Source organism: Bradyrhizobium sp. CCBAU 51753 (genome assembly GCF_015291565.1).
GTDB classification, from domain to species: domain Bacteria; phylum Pseudomonadota; class Alphaproteobacteria; order Rhizobiales; family Xanthobacteraceae; genus Bradyrhizobium; species Bradyrhizobium ivorense.
Genome location: NZ_CP030037.1, coordinates 7,507,318 through 7,524,307, shown reverse-complemented (window position 1 = coordinate 7,524,307; position 16,990 = coordinate 7,507,318). Strand labels below are relative to the sequence as shown.

General features: G+C 64.5%; 23 protein-coding genes. 11 read left to right on the top strand and 12 right to left on the bottom strand.

What is annotated here, in order from left to right; translation table 11 throughout:
- Positions 1-318 precede the first annotated feature (318 nt).
- Together XH93_RS34415 and XH93_RS34410 are read left to right on the top strand one after the other, a co-directional pair.
- Positions 319-1,611, top strand: a complete 1,293-nt coding sequence (locus XH93_RS34415; protein WP_194470882.1) for a L,D-transpeptidase — start codon at positions 319-321, stop codon at positions 1,609-1,611.
- 99 nt (positions 1,612-1,710) lie between these two features.
- A complete protein-coding gene (locus XH93_RS34410) occupies positions 1,711-2,460 on the top strand; it encodes a DUF4336 domain-containing protein (RefSeq protein ID WP_194470881.1) in 750 nt (249 codons plus the stop codon).
- A gap of 42 nt (positions 2,461-2,502) precedes the next feature.
- On the opposite strand, the gene XH93_RS34405 is transcribed toward XH93_RS34410, so the two are convergent.
- Both XH93_RS34405 and XH93_RS34400 read right to left on the bottom strand, forming a co-directional pair.
- The gene (locus XH93_RS34405) at positions 2,503-3,465 is read right to left on the bottom strand and encodes a D-2-hydroxyacid dehydrogenase family protein (RefSeq protein ID WP_194470880.1); all 963 of its coding nucleotides are present in this window, start codon (positions 3,463-3,465) and stop codon (positions 2,503-2,505) included.
- 107 nt (positions 3,466-3,572) lie between these two features.
- Complete coding sequence (locus XH93_RS34400) at positions 3,573-3,821, bottom strand: hypothetical protein (RefSeq protein ID WP_194470879.1); 249 nt, start codon at positions 3,819-3,821, stop codon at positions 3,573-3,575.
- A gap of 275 nt (positions 3,822-4,096) precedes the next feature.
- Between XH93_RS34400 and ettA the strand changes: the two genes are divergently transcribed.
- From ettA to XH93_RS34380, 4 genes are all read left to right on the top strand, one after another.
- Positions 4,097-5,746 (top strand): energy-dependent translational throttle protein EttA, encoded by a 1,650-nt coding sequence (ettA, locus tag XH93_RS34395; protein ID WP_194470878.1) that lies wholly within the window; start codon positions 4,097-4,099, stop codon positions 5,744-5,746.
- Positions 5,747-5,988: 242 nt separating this feature from the next.
- On the top strand, positions 5,989-6,573 hold the full coding sequence (locus XH93_RS34390; RefSeq protein WP_139864416.1) for a TIGR00645 family protein: 585 nt from the start codon (positions 5,989-5,991) through the stop codon (positions 6,571-6,573).
- A 156-nt stretch (positions 6,574-6,729) separates the two neighbouring features.
- Complete coding sequence (locus XH93_RS34385; protein ID WP_194475434.1) at positions 6,730-7,932, top strand: lytic murein transglycosylase; 1,203 nt, start codon at positions 6,730-6,732, stop codon at positions 7,930-7,932.
- A 14-nt stretch (positions 7,933-7,946) separates the two neighbouring features.
- Complete coding sequence (locus XH93_RS34380) at positions 7,947-8,291, top strand: DUF3088 domain-containing protein (RefSeq protein WP_194470877.1); 345 nt, start codon at positions 7,947-7,949, stop codon at positions 8,289-8,291.
- Positions 8,292-8,363: 72 nt separating this feature from the next.
- Here XH93_RS34380 and XH93_RS34375 read toward each other — a convergent pair whose 3' ends face one another.
- Positions 8,364-8,636 (bottom strand): hypothetical protein, encoded by a 273-nt coding sequence (locus XH93_RS34375; RefSeq protein WP_139486039.1) that lies wholly within the window; start codon positions 8,634-8,636, stop codon positions 8,364-8,366.
- 228 nt (positions 8,637-8,864) lie between these two features.
- Positions 8,865-9,170: a hypothetical protein gene (locus tag XH93_RS34370; protein ID WP_194470876.1), complete on the bottom strand. Its 306-nt coding sequence runs from the start codon at positions 9,168-9,170 to the stop codon at positions 8,865-8,867.
- Between the two features lie 279 nt (positions 9,171-9,449).
- Here XH93_RS34370 and XH93_RS34365 point away from each other — a divergent pair, with 279 nt between their 5' ends.
- Both XH93_RS34365 and bfr read left to right on the top strand, forming a co-directional pair.
- A complete protein-coding gene (locus XH93_RS34365) occupies positions 9,450-9,722 on the top strand; it encodes a bacterioferritin-associated ferredoxin (RefSeq protein ID WP_194475433.1) in 273 nt (90 codons plus the stop codon).
- A gap of 129 nt (positions 9,723-9,851) precedes the next feature.
- A complete protein-coding gene (gene bfr / locus XH93_RS34360; protein ID WP_194470875.1) occupies positions 9,852-10,340 on the top strand; it encodes a bacterioferritin in 489 nt (162 codons plus the stop codon).
- Between the two features lie 89 nt (positions 10,341-10,429).
- On the opposite strand, the gene XH93_RS34355 is transcribed toward bfr, so the two are convergent.
- From XH93_RS34355 to XH93_RS34330, 6 genes are all read right to left on the bottom strand, one after another.
- Entirely contained in the window at positions 10,430-10,885 is a 456-nt protein-coding gene (locus XH93_RS34355; RefSeq protein WP_194470874.1) for a hypothetical protein, read from the bottom strand.
- A gap of 146 nt (positions 10,886-11,031) precedes the next feature.
- The gene (locus XH93_RS34350) at positions 11,032-11,637 is read right to left on the bottom strand and encodes an MSMEG_1061 family FMN-dependent PPOX-type flavoprotein (protein ID WP_194470873.1); all 606 of its coding nucleotides are present in this window, start codon (positions 11,635-11,637) and stop codon (positions 11,032-11,034) included.
- 316 nt (positions 11,638-11,953) lie between these two features.
- On the bottom strand, positions 11,954-12,304 hold the full coding sequence (locus XH93_RS34345) for a hypothetical protein (protein ID WP_139484791.1): 351 nt from the start codon (positions 12,302-12,304) through the stop codon (positions 11,954-11,956).
- 102 nt (positions 12,305-12,406) lie between these two features.
- Positions 12,407-12,589: a hypothetical protein gene (locus XH93_RS34340; RefSeq protein ID WP_194470872.1), complete on the bottom strand. Its 183-nt coding sequence runs from the start codon at positions 12,587-12,589 to the stop codon at positions 12,407-12,409.
- 129 nt (positions 12,590-12,718) lie between these two features.
- Positions 12,719-13,780 carry an alpha/beta fold hydrolase gene (locus tag XH93_RS34335; RefSeq protein WP_194470871.1) on the bottom strand — a complete coding sequence of 354 codons (1,062 nt, stop codon included), beginning with the start codon at positions 13,778-13,780 and terminating at the stop codon, positions 12,719-12,721.
- 108 nt (positions 13,781-13,888) lie between these two features.
- Positions 13,889-14,290 carry a nuclear transport factor 2 family protein gene (locus XH93_RS34330; protein ID WP_194470870.1) on the bottom strand — a complete coding sequence of 134 codons (402 nt, stop codon included), beginning with the start codon at positions 14,288-14,290 and terminating at the stop codon, positions 13,889-13,891.
- A gap of 134 nt (positions 14,291-14,424) precedes the next feature.
- On the opposite strand from XH93_RS34330, the gene XH93_RS34325 reads away from it, so the two are divergent.
- Positions 14,425-15,114, top strand: a complete 690-nt coding sequence (locus tag XH93_RS34325) for a helix-turn-helix transcriptional regulator (protein WP_194470869.1) — start codon at positions 14,425-14,427, stop codon at positions 15,112-15,114.
- Positions 15,115-15,125: 11 nt separating this feature from the next.
- Here XH93_RS34325 and XH93_RS34320 read toward each other — a convergent pair whose 3' ends face one another.
- Complete coding sequence (locus tag XH93_RS34320; protein WP_139864408.1) at positions 15,126-15,371, bottom strand: DUF2188 domain-containing protein; 246 nt, start codon at positions 15,369-15,371, stop codon at positions 15,126-15,128.
- Positions 15,372-15,548: 177 nt separating this feature from the next.
- On the opposite strand from XH93_RS34320, the gene XH93_RS34315 reads away from it, so the two are divergent.
- Both XH93_RS34315 and XH93_RS34310 read left to right on the top strand, forming a co-directional pair.
- Entirely contained in the window at positions 15,549-15,815 is a 267-nt protein-coding gene (locus XH93_RS34315; RefSeq protein WP_139484795.1) for a DUF2277 domain-containing protein, read from the top strand.
- Between the two features lie 88 nt (positions 15,816-15,903).
- Positions 15,904-16,131, top strand: a complete 228-nt coding sequence (locus XH93_RS34310; RefSeq protein WP_139484796.1) for a hypothetical protein — start codon at positions 15,904-15,906, stop codon at positions 16,129-16,131.
- A 265-nt stretch (positions 16,132-16,396) separates the two neighbouring features.
- On the opposite strand, the gene XH93_RS34305 is transcribed toward XH93_RS34310, so the two are convergent.
- The gene (locus XH93_RS34305) at positions 16,397-16,924 is read right to left on the bottom strand and encodes a collagen-like protein (protein WP_194470868.1); all 528 of its coding nucleotides are present in this window, start codon (positions 16,922-16,924) and stop codon (positions 16,397-16,399) included.
- Positions 16,925-16,990 lie beyond the last annotated feature (66 nt).

Genomic DNA, 16,990 nt, shown 5'->3' with positions numbered 1-16,990 from the left:
TCCCCCTTCTGCGGGAGGGTCTTGATGTCAGGGGTACGCGGTGACCACACGAGGAAGGCCGGCACGCGAAGCGCGAATCAGGCCGATTCGAGAATATCGCAACGCTTGGGGACTGTTTGTTACAAAATGCGCACGATTGATGACTTCAGGCACATGGACAGCGTTTCGCGGACCGTGAGACATCTTTGCCGCAGCGTGATGTTCAATCACAAAATGCCCGTATTGGACCGGATTTCGCGGATTTGTCTTGAATGCGCCGCTATCTTCCGTCATCTGCCCGTTAACAGTCCGGTGTGGCTTGGGGACTATACAAGAGCAATGATGATCAATCGCATTCTGACGATTTGCGCTGCCGCGGCGCTTGGCGTGGCAGGAACCTCGTTCGCGCATGCGCAGGGTTATCCGGCGCCCCGGGGTACCACCTATTCGGCGGCGCCACAGCCTTATCCGCCGGGCGGCCTGCCGGATTTCGACGCGATCAACGATGACGACGATGCGCCGCACGATTCGGCCGCATTGCCGCCGCCCGGTCCCGTGATGTCGCCGGACGACCCGCGCTACGGCCGCCCGATGAACGCCCCGCGCGCCTATTCCGATCGCGCGCCGGCGGGACCCGTGATGTCGCCCGACGATCCGCGCTACGGCCGTCCGATGAATGCGCCGCCGGTCTACTCCGACCGCACGCCGACTGGCCCGGTGATGTCGCCCGATGATCCGCGCTATGGCCGCCCGATGGGCCCGCCGCCGGTGATCTATGGCGACCGTGCGCCTGGTGGGCAGCAGGAAGCCTATCGCGACACCAACGGCGTTCCGGCCGCCGGCGTCGTCTATTCCGCCACCCCGGGCGGCGACGATCGTGGCGGCATCCGCCCGCCGGAAGCGGTCGGCGGGACCAACGTCACCGGCGCGGTGCCGTCGCAGCAGCCTCCGGTCGACGCCAATGGCAGGCCGTTGCAGATCGCGGCGCTGCCGCCGGATGAGCAACCGGAAGACGGCCAGGCGCAACTGCCGCCGAACTTGCGGCGCCAGGAAGTCGCGTTCGCCACCAAGGAGCCCGCGGGCACCATCGTGGTCGATACGCCGAACACCTACCTTTACTACGTCCTCGGCAATGGCCGGGCGATCCGTTACGGCGTCCGCGTCGGCCGCGACGGCTTCACCTGGACCGGCGTGCAGAAGATCACCCGCAAGGCCGAGTGGCCGGATTGGCATCCGCCGACCGAGATGATCGAGCGCCAGCCCTATCTGCCGCGCTTCATGGCCGGCGGACCCGGCAACCCGCTCGGCGCCCGCGCGATGTATCTCGGCTCGACCGTGTACCGTATTCACGGCACCAACCAACCGTCGACCATCGGCAAGTTCGTCTCGTCGGGCTGCATCGGCATGCTGAACGAAGACGTCTCCGACCTGTTCGAGCGCACCAAGGTCGGCACCCGCGTGGTCGTGCTGCCCGGTGGACAGGCCCCGGGAACGGCGACGGCCTCCGCAGCGCCGCCCTCCGGCGGCCCCGCGGCCGGCGCACCTGCACCGGTTCAGGCGCAGGCTGGGCCGGTGCCCGGCACCCAGCCGACCAGCGTGCAGCCGCTGCCTCCGCCGGTGACGGTCCGCTAGGCCCGACGGCGATCGATTTTTGAAAAAGGCGCGCGAACAGCGCGCCTTTTTTGTTGCAACAAGCTGCGGGTCTCGACGTTGCCGCGATGAGGCAACGCGATGCATGACTCCCGCTTGATCTATCCGCCGCTGAATACGCCAAAACTGGTTGCCGACGATGTCTGGATCGTCGACGGCCCGGTGATCCGGTTCGGTCCGCGCTGGTTCAAGATTCCATTTTCGACCCGCGCCACCATCATCCGCCTGCCGGATCGGCGTCTGTTCATTCACTCGCCAACGCCATTGGTGGATGAGCTGAAAGCCGAGATCGCATCTCTGGGCGTGCCGAGCTGGATCATCGGGCCGAACCGTCTGCACTATTGGTGGATACCGCAGTGGCACGCCGCGTTTCCCAATGCGCGCGTCTTCCTCGCTCCCCGCATCAGGGAGCAGGCCGGCGATGCGCTCATGCTCGACGGCGAACTGCTGGAGCGCGAAACAGGCTATCCCTGGGACGCGTGGATCGCGACGCTTCCGGTCGCCGGCAGCTACATGACCGAGATCGTGTTCTTCCACCGTCCATCGCGGACGCTGGTGCTGACCGACCTGATCGAGAACTTCGAAGCCGATCGCCTCGGCTCGCCCCTGATGCGATTCCTGACCAGGCTCGGCGGCGTGCGCGATCCCGATGGCAGCACGCCGAGCGACCTTCGATCGACGTTTGCGCGGAACAAGGCCGCGCTGCGGGACGCGGTCGCGCGCATGATCGCATGGAATCCGGAGCGGATCATCCTGGCGCATGGACGCTGGTACAAGTGGAACGGCCGCGCCGAGCTGCGGCGCGCGTTCCGCTGGATACCGAAGTCCTGACCATCCCGCGGACCCGGTCGCGTCGACCAGCGCCCGCGACGGTCAGGCCAGCCGCCGCGGCGGCTCGGCACCCTTGGTGAAGGCGTCGATGCACTCGACCATCTGCTGGTAATGCGTCTGCAGGCCCTCGCGCGTGGCGTAGCCGAGATGCGGCGTGATCACGACGTTGTCGAGCTTGCGCAGCGGGTGGTCCGTCGGCAGCGGTTCGACCGCGAACACGTCGATGCCGGCGCCGGCGATCTTCCTGTCACGAAGCGCAGCGAACAGCGCATCCTCGTCGACGATCGGTCCGCGCGCGGTGTTGACGAGATAGGCCGACGGCTTCATCCGCGCGATGTCGGCGGCGCTGACCAGGCGGCGCGAGCGCGGGCTCAGCACGACATGGATGGTGACGATGTCTGATATCGCGAACAGCTCGTCCTTGCTGGCGTAGCCGACGCCGGCCTCCTTGCATTTCTCGGGCGTGAGGTTGGGGCTCCAGGCGATCACGTTCATGCCGAACGGCTTGGCCATGCCGGCGACCTTGCTGCCGAGCTTGCCGAGGCCGATGATGCCGAGCGTCTTGCCCTCGATCTCGGTGCCGGCAAAGGTCTGCCAGGGCTCGCCGGCGTGCATCCGTGCGTTCTCGCGGCCGATGCCGCGGGTCAGTTCCAGGATCAGACCCATCGCCAGCGCGGCGGTGGGATCGCGGCTGTACTGGGTACCGCAAAACACGATGCTGCGTTCCTTGGCCGCCTCGGCGTCGATCGAGGCATTGCGCATGCCCGAGGTGATCAGGAGTTTCAGCTTCGGCAACTGTACGAGCAGGGTGCGCGGAAACGGCGTGCGCTCGCGCATCGCGCAGATGATCTCGACATCCTTCAGCTTGGCGGCGGCATCAGCCTCGCTCGCGAACGGCTTGTCGAACACGGTGACGTCGACCCGATCCTTGATGCGGGGCCAGTCGGCCACCGACAGCGCCAGGTCGAAATAGTCGTCGAGGATTGCACAGCTGAGCCGCGTCATTGGCAGGTCCGTTATTGGCGAGGAGGACGGCGGAGATCAAGCCGTCGAAGGCCTGTCATGGTCGCGCGCAATCGAGAGGCGCGCAAGCGGCCGCGGCTGAACGGCTGTTATGCGGAGGGAGACTTCTGCGCCTTCGCGGTGCGGATGTCTGACAGCATCGACTGCACCGCCGGCGACAACGTCCTCTGCTTGGCGCGGCAGGCCGGGCCCGGGCCGCGCATATAGTGCAGTTCCGGCCGATACGGGTTGAAGGCCTTGGCGGCGAAGGCACGCCAGAAGGCGCGGATTTCAGCGAACAGCGTTGCCCGGCCTCTAGAGGCCGGGCGCGCGAGAGATGCCGAGGTGATGGTAGCCATGACGCGGCCTCTGCTGTTTCGGTCGCGGTTTTGCCGCGAAAAACGCCGTTTTCGGCGTTCGAGACGAGTTTTGGCCTGATTTATTAAAAGATGGTTTCAATTGTCGTGATCCCGGGCACACACGGGGGTGGCCGGCGCGCACATGGTATCGGACCCGTTACCTCCGGCGGCGAAAGACCGGAAAACCGAGCCCGCGCGGTTGCGCTTTCAGGGGCCGGCCGTTACATCGGCGGCAGCAAAATTTCCACAAATCGGATCGAATTCAGGGACAGCGGATGGCGCGCCAGTTCATCTATTTCATGCAGGGTCTGACCAAGAGCTATCCGACCCGCAAGGTGCTCGATAACATCCATTTGAGCTTCTACCCGGACGCCAAGATCGGCGTGCTCGGCGTCAACGGCTCGGGCAAGTCGACGCTGCTCAAGATCATGGCCGGCCTCGACAAGGAATATACCGGCGAGGCCTGGGTCGCCGATGGCGCCCGCGTCGGCTATCTCGAGCAGGAACCGCATCTCGATCCCGCGCTCAACGTCCGCGACAACGTCATGCTCGGCGTCGCCAAGCAGAAGGCGATCCTCGACCGCTACAATGAGCTTGCCGTCAACTACTCGGACGAGACCGCCGACGAGATGACCAAGCTGCAGGACGAGATCGAGGCCCAGGGCCTGTGGGATCTCGACAGCAAGGTCGACCAGGCGATGGACGCGCTGCGCTGTCCGCCCGACGACGCCGATGTCACAAAACTGTCGGGTGGTGAGCGCCGTCGCGTCGCGCTGTGCCGCCTGCTGCTCGACCAGCCGGAACTGCTGCTGCTGGACGAGCCGACCAACCATCTCGACGCCGAGTCGGTGTCGTGGCTGGAAGGCCATCTGCGCAACTATCCCGGCGCGATCCTGATCGTGACCCACGACCGCTACTTCCTCGACAACGTCACCGGCTGGATCCTCGAGCTCGACCGCGGCCGCGGCATTCCCTACGAGGGCAACTACTCGTCATGGCTGGTGCAGAAGCAGAAGCGGCTGGAGCAGGAAGGCCGCGAGGAGGTCGCGCACCAGAAGACGCTGGCCCGCGAGCAGGAATGGGTGGCGTCCTCGCCGAAGGCGCGCCAGGCCAAGTCGAAGGCGCGCTACCAGCGTTATGAGGAGCTGCTCAAGAAGGCGAGCGAGAAGCAGACCCAGGCCGCGCAGATCATCATTCCGGTGGCCGAGCGGCTCGGCGCCAACGTCGTCGACTTCGAGGGACTCAGCAAGGGCTTTGGCGATCGCCTCTTGATCGACGATCTCACCTTCAAGCTGCCGCCCGGCGGCATCGTCGGCGTGATCGGCGCCAACGGCGCCGGCAAGACCACGCTGTTCAGGATGATCACCAAGCAGGAGACGCCGGACAAGGGCACCATCACGGTCGGCGAGACCGTGCATCTCGGCTATGTCGACCAGTCGCGCGACGCGCTCGAAGGCAACAAGACCGTGTGGGAGGAGATCTCCGGCGGCAACGAGCTGATCCTGCTCGGCAAGAAGGAAGTCAACTCGCGCGGCTACTGCTCGGCGTTCAACTTCAAGGGCGCCGATCAGCAGAAGAAGGTCGGCGCGCTGTCTGGCGGTGAGCGCAACCGCGTGCATCTGGCCAAGATGCTGAAGTCGGGCGCCAACGTGCTGCTGCTCGACGAACCGACCAACGACCTCGACGTCGACACGCTGCGCGCGCTGGAGGAGGCCCTGGAGGACTTTGCCGGCTGCGCCGTCATCATCAGCCACGATCGCTGGTTCCTCGACCGCATCGCGACCCACATCCTGGCCTTCGAGGGCGACAGCCACGTCGAATGGTTCGAGGGCAATTTCCAGGATTACGAAAAGGACAAGATGCGCCGGCTCGGCCAGGACAGCATCATCCCGCACCGCGTGAAGTACAAGAAGCTGACGCGATGAGCTGAATATCGTCATGCCCGGCCTTGTGCCGGGCATCCGCGTCTTTGCTTCGTAGGTACAAAGACGTGGATGGCCGGAACAAAGCCCGGCCATAACGGATGGATAAAGCAAGCTCGCGCCACTTTTCATCTTGAGGATCATGACGGCTTCGCGGCAGGTTCTGCGGCCAGTTGTCGCTTGGCAAGCGCGCGGGATTGCGTAGATAGAGCGCTCCGCAAATCCAATTCCGCGAGCTCTCCAATATGTCCGCCATGTCAGACGCGCCCGCCCACGCGAAGGGCCGGTCGCTGCGTCCCGTTCCCATGCTGATCTTCGGATCGCGTTGGCTGCAATTGCCGCTCTATGTCGGCCTGATCATTGCCCAGGGCGTCTATGTCGTGCTGTTCCTCAAGGAACTCTGGCACCTGTTTGCCCATTCCTTCGATTTCAGCGAGCAGCAGATCATGCTGGCCGTCCTCGGCCTGATCGACGTCGTCATGATCTCGAACTTGCTGGTGATGGTGATCGTCGGCGGCTACGAGACCTTCGTGTCGCGGCTCAATCTGCAGGGCCATCCCGACGAGCCGGAGTGGCTCAGCCACGTCAATGCCAGCGTGCTGAAGATCAAGCTGGCGATGGCGATTATCGGCATCTCCTCGATCCATCTGCTGCGCACCTTCATCGAGGCCGGCGCGCTAGCGTCCGGGAAGAGCAGCTACACCGAGACCGGCGTGATGTGGCAGACCATCATCCACTGCGTCTTCATCCTGTCGGCCATCGGCATCGCCGTCGTCGACAAGCTGTCGAACGATTCGATCGAGGGAGCGAAGCAGCAGGGCGCGCATTGAGCGCTGCCGCCGGCGGCTTCGCCGTTCACAGCGATCCGGTGCCGTGATAAGGCTCTCGGCACGACTACGCCGGGTGACCGCCGCACGGCGCGCCCATTGGACCGCTGCGTGAACAGGCTGCTCGATTTGACCTTCCTCCGCGCGCTCGCCCTCGGGCTGCTGCTTGCATCCTTGCCCGCCGTCTCGCCCGCGCGCGCCGCCGACGCCGCCTTCACCCAGTTCATCGCCTCGCTGTGGCCGGAGGCGCAGGCCGCCGGCGTGTCGCGCGAGACCTTCGATCGCGAGACGCGCGGGCTCGAGCCGGACTACAAGCTGCCCGACCTGATCCTGCCTGGGCGTCCCAAGACCGGCGCGCCGGCGCAGGCCGAGTTCGTGCAGGTGCCGGCCGATTACGTCAGGGAAGCCTCGATCGCGCGGCTGGCGGGCGAGGGGCAGCGGCTGCTGCAGAAGTATCGCGCTTCGCTCGATACGATCGAAAAACGTTTTGGCGTGCCGGCGACCATCGTGCTGGCGATCTGGGGCCGCGAGACCGATTACGGCCGCTATTCGCTGCCCTACGACACGCTGCGCGTGGTGGCGACGCAGGCCTATGTCGGCCGCCGCAAGGACCAGTACCGCACCGAATTCATCCTCGCGCTAAAAATCCTCGGCGAGGGCGTGGTGACGCGCAAGGCGATGACGTCGTCTTGGGCCGGCGCCACCGGCTACACCCAGTTCCTGCCGTCGGAATACTACAAGCACGGCGTCGATCTCGACGGCGACGGCAAGGTCGACATCTGGCGCTCGGTGCCGGATGCGCTGGCCTCCGCTGCGCAGCAGCTGGTCAACAAGGGCTGGCAACCCGGCGTGCGCTGGGCCTATGAGGTGACCACGCCCGGCAATGTCGATTGCACGATGGGTGTGCCCGAAGTGACGAAACCGATCGGCGACTGGCTACGCGCCGGTTTCGCGCCGGTGCGTGGCACGAGGCTCAGCGCCGCCGAGCAGGCGCGCCCGGCCTCGCTGCTGCAGCCGGAGGGCATCTACGGCCCCGCCTTCCTGACCACGCAGAACTACTTCGTGATCAAGGAGTACAATTTCTCCGATCTCTACGTGCTGTTCGTCGGCCATCTCGCCGATCGCATGACGAGCCCTCAGCCGTTCGCAACGCCCTGGTCGGCATCGAAGCAACTGCGCTCCACCGACGTCGAGGCGATGCAGCGGCATCTGACCAAGATCGGCCTCTACAAGGACAAGCTCGACGGCAAGGCCGGGATGCTGACCCGCGCCGCGCTCGGCGCCTATCAGAAGCAAGCCGGGCTGAAGGTCGATTGCTGGCCGAGCGAGTCAGTGCTGCGCGCGATGAGTTCGGCGCGCTAGAGCGGGGGGCACGGATGCGCGACAGGCTGTTTCTGCTGACGCCCGGCTTCGAGGATCCGGCCTTTCCCGGCAAGCGCTTCTACTGCTGGCACTGCGCGCTCTTGGAAGGCGTGATGGCATCGTTTCCGCAGCTCACCGAGGCGATCGATGTCGAGCGGATCGCATGGCCGCGGCCACGGCGGGAGGTCGTCGAACTGATCGGGGCTGGGAACCAGTCGCTTCCGGTGCTCGTGCTGGGCGACGATGCCGAGGCCGGGCTTGAAACGGGAACCGCCCATGGCCGCCGCTTCGTCGAAGGCAAGGACGCCATCTTGCGCGTGCTGAGCCTCAGGCACGGCATTCCTGAAGCGCATCCGTGAGCGGATCGCCCAAAAACGAAAACCCGGCCGCAAGGGCCGGGTTCGAAGCTTGATAGGCGCGAGACGCGAGGCTTAGTCGCAGACCTCGACGCGGCGGAAGCGCCAGGCGTAGCCATCCCAGAAGCGCTCACGGACCATGCGGCAGGGCGGGGGCGCCTCTTCCACATACACCGGTCCGCCGTAGGCGGGACGGCTGGCAGCGATCGCGCCGCCGACGATGGCGCCGCCGATCAGGCCGGCGGCGATGCCCGCGCCGACGCCGCGCTGGGCGCTGGCCGGGGTCGGGGCAAACGACGTAGCAGCGATCGCAGCGACAGCGACGAAGGCAGCCAGGGTCTTCTTCATGTCTAGGGCACTCCTGAGGTGGCGCCATCGGCCGGCGCCGGGTTGAGGTGACTCACGCTGGTTTCGAACTGCTGTCTCGCTAAACAGCGCATAACAGTCAATTGAAAGTAAACGTCCAACCGATGATCACTTAAAAAGCGGGCTTTTTCGGGCCATCAAGCACAGATGTCCCGGAATACAGTCGTTTTTCCGGGGCATCTGGTTCGATTTAATCGAGATGAACGGCGATTAATCGCAGACCCTGACGCTGCGCACGCGCCAGGCGTAGCCGTCCCAGAAGCGCTGGCGCTGCCAGAAGCAGCCGGGCGGAGGGCCGTAGCCGGGATCGACCACATAGGCCGGGCCGGGGCCGTAGTAGCCGGGGCCGTAATAGCCGTTCTGCGAGGCGATCGCGCCGCCGATGATGGCGCCGCCGATCAATCCCGCGGCGACGCCTGCGCCGACACCGCGTTGAGCATGGGCCGGGGCGGGCACCGCCACAGCCGAAATTGCGAGGGTGGCGACGGCGCAAAGCGCGAGCACTGTTTTCTTCATGACCTCACCTTTCCCGAAAGCTGAGCTTGCAAAGCGGTTTTGTCCAAGCAAGGGTTCCATATTCTGCTTGAATGATCAATGAACACAGCCACTGCGTTCGGCGGTGCACAAATCAAAAATGCTTTCGGTGGATGTCTGCGGGCCCCGATTTAGACTCGTTCCAAAATGAATCCCGCATCAGTTTGGAATTGCTTCAAAAAGCGCTTTTTCCCTTTGCGTCCGGGCGGGACGGACAATATCGATAATGGTCAGCATCACCGACCGACCAGCCGAATTCTGATGATTGTCTGTTCCTGCAACGTCCTCAGCGACCACGATGTCCGCAATGCCGTGAGTGCCGGCGGTCCCGTGACCCGCAACGCCAAGCAAGTCTACGGTTGCCTCGGCTGCAGCGCCGAATGCGGCCGCTGCGCGCGCACGATCAAGGCCATCATCGACGAGGCGCTGGGGCCCTGCGCCAAGGCCTGCTGTGCCGGTTGTCCGCACGCCGCCCATCCGGACGCCGCCAACGAAGATGCCGAGCCGGCCGAATTCGCGCTCGCCGCCTGCTGATCCCCTGAAATCCACAAAATCCGGTCCGCGCGCGCTTCTGCGAAGGGTTGCCCTTGCCCGCAATCTGATTTAGAAGCGTTCTAAATTGAGGTTTCGGCCGATTTTGGCCGGCGACAGGTGGAGTGGATCATGCAAGGCGACCCGAAGGTCATCGACTATTTGAACAAGGGGCTGCGCAGCGAACTGACCGCCATCAATCAGTACTGGCTGCACTACCGGATGCTGAACAACTGGGGCCTGCTCGAGATGGCCAAGGTTTGGCGCAAGGAATCCATCGAGGAGATGGAGCACGCCGACAAGTTCGTCGACCGCATCCTGTTCCTCGACGGTTTTCCGAACCTGCAGGTGCTGGACCCGCTCAAGATCGGCCAGGACGTCAAGGAGATCATCGATTGCGACCTCGCCTCCGAGATCGGCGCGCGCACGCTGTACCAGGAGGCGGCGACCTACTGCCACGGCGTCAAGGACTATGTCAGCCGCGACCTGTTCGAGCAGCTGATGAAGGACGAGGAAGACCACATCGACTTCCTCGAGACCCAGCTTGATTTGATCAAGCGCATCGGGCTCGAGCTCTACACCCAGAAGCACGTCGGCCATCTCAAGGGCGACGAATCCTGAACGCGATCCGAGATTATCCCTGAAGAACGACGAGAGGCCGTCCTTGCGGGCGGCCTCTTTCGTTTTTGCGGGGTGTCGGTGCCGCGCTCTCAGTAGCAGCGCGTTATGTTGATGGTCCGGTCGCCGCCGCGTCCGGGCACGGTGACGCTTTCGGTGGGGCAGCTCGACACGTAGGGACGATCCGACGGCACCACGGCCGGCGGATAGCGATGCGCCCAGTCCCAGGGAACGTCATAGGTGTAGGTGTAGCGGTAGTCGTTCGAGACGGCGGGTATAGCCTGGGCCAGCGGTTCGCTGCTGTATGGCCCGTTATCATAGCCGTAGCCCGGCCAGAACGTGCTGACGCCGCGGCCGTGGTGGCGGAATCCCGGGTGTGCCGGACGCGACGGTGCGAATCCGCCGCGCGGCCCCTGCGCCTGCGCCGATCCGGATCTCGCGAAGCTCTCGGTTGAGGAGGCAAGCAGCGCTGCAACGCCGACCGACGCTGCAAGGGCCACGGAAGTTCGATACGCCGATGTTCTATACGCCAATGTTCTAAACACCATGGCACGCACCAACTCGGTTAACGGAGCATTAAGCAACGCTATGCCGTGCTCCGTGACGCCCGCAAACTCCTCCTTAATTATTGGTTAAGAATTAAGGTTAACAGGCCGTATCGCTTCAAAACCGCGGGAGGCGACGTCGTGTCGCGTCACAGCTGGGTCTTGTAGCGCTCGTAGATGACCTCCTGGCTCTCCGGCTCGCCGAGCGCGGTCTGGTCGTGGATCACCTCGCTGATGCTCGGGAATACCTTGCGCTCGACGCGCGTCTCCGCCGACCACAGCTTCGAGCGCATCAGCGCCTTGCCGCAGTGGAAATAGGCCTCGCTGACCTCGATGCGCAGCACCGCGCGCGGCGGCTTGCCGAATTCGATCATCGACGCCAGCAGCTCCGGATCATCGGACAGCCGGCCCTTACCGCCGACGCGCAGCGTCTCGTCGATGCCGGGCACGAAGAAGATCAGTTGCAGCAGGCCGGAGCCTTCGACGATGTTGCGAAAGCTGTCGATGCGGTTGTTGCCGGAGCGGTCCGGCATCAACAGCTGCTTCGGCCCGGCCACGGTGACGAAGCCTGTGGTGCCGCCGCGCGGCGACGCATCGACGCTGCCGTCGGAGCCGGAGGTCGCCAGCACGCAGAACGGCGACATCTCGATGAATTTTCGCGCGTGGACGTCGATCTCGGGACGCGCCTTGGCGATCACGCGCGCGGTCGGCGGCGGATAGATCGTGGCGAGGTCGGACGCGGCAAGGTCGGTCACGGCGTGTCTCCGATTGCTTTGCGCCGGAGATTAGCACCTTGGCAGGCTTCCGTCATTTCGGTGTCATCGAGCTAGAGCGTTTCCATTGCATCGGAGCAGAGCGCTAGAGCGGGGTGAAGTTAGCTTGAATCGATTTGACCGCGGGTTCGGCCCACCTCTCCCCGATGGGGAGAGGTCGATTTGCGTAGCCAATCGGGTGAGGGGCCGCAGCTACAAGGAGAGACCGTAACCCCTCACCCGGCGCTGCGCGCCGACCTCTCCCAAAGGAGAGGTGAACCTCCCCTGCCGCTCCATCCGAACCTAATCTCATCACGCTTTAGACTGCATCGGCGGGAACGAAGCAACTGATGATGATGCCGCCACCGTGATGCACGTACCACACCACGGCCTCGCCGACCGGATTGCCGCGATCGCGGATGATGGCGCGCTCCGGCACCATCATCCATTGCCCCTCGATCGGTACCCAATAGGCGCCGTTCCGCACGTCATAGCTGGTGCGATGGCCGTCGGAGATGTCGCAGCAGGGCACGCCGTTCGGCGCCATCACGCTCTTGAACCAGGCCCGGATCTCGGGCGGCACGTTCTCGTATTGCCCGTTGTCGAATCCCAGCGCGGCGCTTGCCATGGAGAGCCACGCGAGCAGCGCGACATGCGTCAGCCTTCGCATTCCGTTCCTCCACATGACGTATCGGATCATTCGCGCGGCGTATGATGCGCGCGAATCCCGTTGTTGACGTGATTGGACACGAACCGCGCAGCAGATGCATGCTCAAAGAATGAGCGGCAACGCGCCGTGCGGTTTGATGCAGCGCGAGATGCGCTCTCTCAAGATGACGGGATTGGTTTGCTCAGCTTGCTCAGTGCCATCACCCGCGCATGCGGGTGATCCAGTATTCCAGAGACGGTAGTGCTTGAGCCGATAGGCCGCGGCGTACTGGATCGCCCGGTCCATGTGCGCAATTGCGCATAGGCTGGGCGACGACAGCGGTAGATGAGGACAAAGCCTCACATCCTCTCAGGATGACGGAGATGGCAGCGTAATTCTCTCCAAGCTTGCGACATCGCACGCTTCAGCTTGGCGCTACATCGTGCGCTGCGGCGCCGTCTGCAGCAATTCCTGCAACTGCCTGACGTAGAACTTGGCGTTGCCGGTGGTGAGGTGGCCGCGCGTCTCGGTGCTCGCGGGGATCAGGTAGATATTGCCGTGCTTGATCCGCTTCACCGCGGCCTCCGTGACGCCGGTCTCCGGCGGATTGCGCTCATCGTCGGCGGCGTTGATCGCAAGCAAGGTGGCCTCGATCTTCTCCATGCCGGCGGATGGATCGTAATCGTGCGAGGCCTCCCATTGATAGACATAGTCGTTGGCATCGGTGGTGACCGGCAGCGCCAGTTGCTCGTCGACCATCTTGTCGGCTTGCGGTGCCGTCGGCGCCAGCGTCTGGTAGCCGAGCGTGCCGCCGGCACTGGCAAAACGGTAGGCCGAGATGGCGTATTTCATCATCCGCGGCTGGCTCGTGTAGTTGCCGCCCTTGTAGTCGGGATCGTTGCGGATCGTCTCCAGCATCATCCGCCGCAGCATCCAGTTGCGCGCCGCCATCGCGGTCGGCTGCGAGGCCATCGGCACCAGCACGTCCATCGTCTGCGGATAGCGCACGCCCCAGATCCAGGTGTGCATGCCGCCCATCGAGTTGCCGATCACGAGCCGCAGGTGCTTGATGTTGAGACCTTCGGTGACGAGCCGATACTGCGCGTCGACCATGTCGTTGTAGTCGTATTTCGGAAAGCTGGTCCGCATCGCGTCCGACGGCTTCGACGATTTGCCGTGCCCGATGCCGTCGGGGATGATGATGAAATATTTCGTGGCATCGAGCGGCTGGCCGGGTCCGAACAGCTCGCCGGCGAAGGTCGGCGTCAGCATGCTCGCGGCCGAGCCGCCGGAGCCGTGCAGCACCAGCACCGGCTGTCCGGTCGGCGCGCCCACCGTGGTGTAGTGCAGCCGGAGTTCCGGCATCAACTCGCCCGAGTGGAACTTGAAATCCTTCGCGATCCACTCGCCGTCTTGCGGCGCGGGATAGTCTGCAGCCATGGCCGGTACCGAAATCGAGATGAGGGCGGCCAACAGCGCCGCGCACAAACGGATCATGGTGCGTTCTCCCTGGGCGCGGCACGTTTGTCCAGCCGCTTGGGCGCAAGCCTAGCATGACAGAAGAAACTGTCCGAGAGGCGCACCGCGCGGCTGGCGGAGAATTGTCTAGCTCTGCCTCAATATGTTGAGCGCGTACCAGCCCCAATAGACGCGGTGGCGCTGGATCAGGCCATCCGCGATCTCCATGACCTCGACGAGGTCCATCTGATCGCCATCCGGAGCCTGGCGCGGATATTCCCAGGTGAGGATCCGGCCGTCGCTGAAGAAGCCTTGCTTGAAGCGCCTGCGCTCCGGCGGATTGGTCTGGAACACGCGGGTGATGAACGCGCGCAGCGCCTCCGTGCCGCGGACGATACCTTCATTCGTCTGCATCAGGTGCTGAACCAGCGGGCTCTCGATCGAGGCGTCCGGCGCATAGAGTGCGAGCGCCGCTTCGAGATCCTTGTTGCCGAGGGCTTCGTCCCAGAGCCTGTAGATGCGTTCCGCGTCATGGCGGTTTTCCTTCATGTCTGTTCCCCTATCCTTGTTGGACCTGGGGCGATCTCAGCCGATGGCGCGGCGCCGATGTTTCAGGAAAATCTGAAATGAGTTTCGCGGCACCCCATATACGTTGAGTGCCGTTTGCGGTGGAGGCCGATGCGATGGAAACACACCAATCCATCCAAACCGGATTTTCGCGGATCGCCGAAGCCTTGGGCGATCCGATCCGGGAAGCGATGGTCAGCGCGCTGGCCGATGGCAAGGCCTTGCCGGCGGGCGAGCTGGCCGCGGTCGCCGGCATCTCGCCGCAGAGCGCGAGCGCGCATCTACAGAAGCTGGTCGATGCGCGCGTGCTGTCGGTCTGGGCGCAGGGCAGGTTCCGCTACTACCGGATCAGGGACGACGACGTCGCGGCGCTGATCGAGAACCTGGTCGACCTTGCGGCGAAGAGCCACGGTGCGCGCAAGCGGGCGATGCCGGCCGACCAGCTCAGGCAATCGCGGACTTGCTATCATCATCTGGCCGGACAGCTCGGCGTGCTGTTGTCCAACGCACTGATCCGCCGCCGGCTGGTCGCAATCGACGGCCGCGGCGGTCACGTCACCGAGCAGGGGCTGGCCTGGTGCCGAGCCGAAGCGATCGATTTCGACCCCGCGCGGCAGCCGCATGTCAGGCTCTGCAACGACTGGACCGAGCGGCTGCCGCATCTCGCCGGTCCATTCGCCAACGCCGTGCTGGTGCGATTGCTCGAGACGCGCTGCGTTGCGCCGCACCGCATTCCTCGCGCCTTGCGGATCACGGACCGAGGACGCGCCTTCTTCGACCGGCTCGGTGTGCAGGTGCCGTTTTGAGCTATGGCGCTTTAACGCCCGTCCTCGACCTCGGTCTCCGGCCGATCGTTGCCGGCGGCGGTTTCGGTCAGCCACTTGCCGTCGGATGTCTCGTACTGGATCGCCTCGGTGCGGCCGGGGACCCGTTGCTCGTTGGCGGCGCGCCGCGCCGCGGCAAGTGCCGCAGCGTGGGTTGGAAATGGTTCCGAAAACACCCCGTTGACGGTATAGGCCCAGCCGCCGTCGTGCTGGACGACCTTGTAGACCACGTGGCTCATCGGGAACCTCGCTCCGCCGTTGGACGATGAGGCTGCCAGAATAGTCCACGATGTCGTATTTTGCAGCAGCCGATCGTCCTAGAGCATGATCCGGAAAAGTGGGTACCGGTTTTCCGGAAAGATCATGCTCATGCTTAAAAGAGTCGCCCCGGTCAGGCGGGCGCGAGGGAGTTCATCATGTGCCGCAACATCAAGACGCTGTTCAACTTCGAGCCGCCCGCCACCGAGGACGAGATCCACGCCTCGGCGCTGCAATTCGTGCGCAAATTGTCCGGCTTCAACAAGCCGTCGCAGGCCAATGAGGCTGCGTTCAACCTTGCGGTGGCCGAGGTCTCCGACGCGGCGCGACGGCTTCTGACCTCGTTGCAGACCACCGCGCCGGCGCGCGATCGCGAGATCGAGGCGGAAAAGGCCAAGGAACGCTCGCGCCTGCGATTTGGCTGAGGCGCGGCGGCGTCCGTGACGTAGCTCACGGTATCGCGGCGCCAGGGGTGGGCATGATTGCCTTTCACCCCGGCACCGGAGCGCTGCCATGAAGTCTGCCGTCCTGCTTACCCTCGGTTCGATCGCGTTCGCCGTCCTGTGGACCGGCGGCATGGTGTGGTCGAGCGGCACGGTCGACAGTACCGACGTGATCATCCTGTCGGTCTGCGGGACATTCGCCGGCGTTGCCTGGTACTACGCGATGCGCTGGGTCTTCCAGCACATTCGCCTCGCGCCGCCATGCGACCCTCCGGCCAATCCCGGTGCGGACCGGTGAACGCGAGTTCGGGCGCGATGTTGATCAAGCGGTTCGGCTACAGGGCAAGCCTGCCGAACTGAGAGGTGTGAAGCTTTGTCCTCATCCACCGCTGTCATCGCCCGGCCTGTGCGCAATTGCGCACATGGACCGGGCGATCCAGTACGCCGCGGCCTATCGGCTCAAGCACGCCTGTCTCTGGAATACTGGATCGCCCGGTCAAGCCGGGCGATAACACCGAGTAAGTTGAGCAAATCATCCCGTCACCCCTGAGGACGAGAAGATTCTACTTCTTGTCCTTCTTGCGGTGCTTCTTCTTTTTCTTGCGATCGTCGTCGTCATCTTCATCGTCCTCGAAGTCGACGGCGTCGACATCGAGGGCGATCGCCTCAGCCGCGGCGCGTTCGATGGCGTCGCGCTCGGCCTGCTCGGCGGCTTCGCGCTCCCTGGTGCGCTTGTAGTCTTCATAAGCGTCGAAGATCATGTGCAGCCACGGCATCACCTGGTCGATCGACGGCAACTGGCCGGGCGGTCCGGCTTCGCCGCGCGGACCTGCCGGTCCCTGGGGACCCTGCGGACCGGCCTCGCCGCGCGGACCCTGCGGCCCGGGCTTTCCTGGCGCGCCCGGTTTGCCCTGCGGGCCTGGCTTGCCGACCGGTCCCGGCTTGCCCACCGGGCCCGGCTTGCCGCGCACGCCTTCCGGCCCCGGCCGTCCCGGGTGACCCTGCGGACCGGGACGTCCGGGCTCGCCCTGACGGCCCTGCGGCCCTTGCGGTCCCCGTAGCCCCTGGCGGGAAGTTGTGTCGTTAGCCACTGCTATGCTCCGTCGCGATGTGAAGCCGCTTGTAACAGAGGTTTGCGGACGGCTTCAATTCTGCCG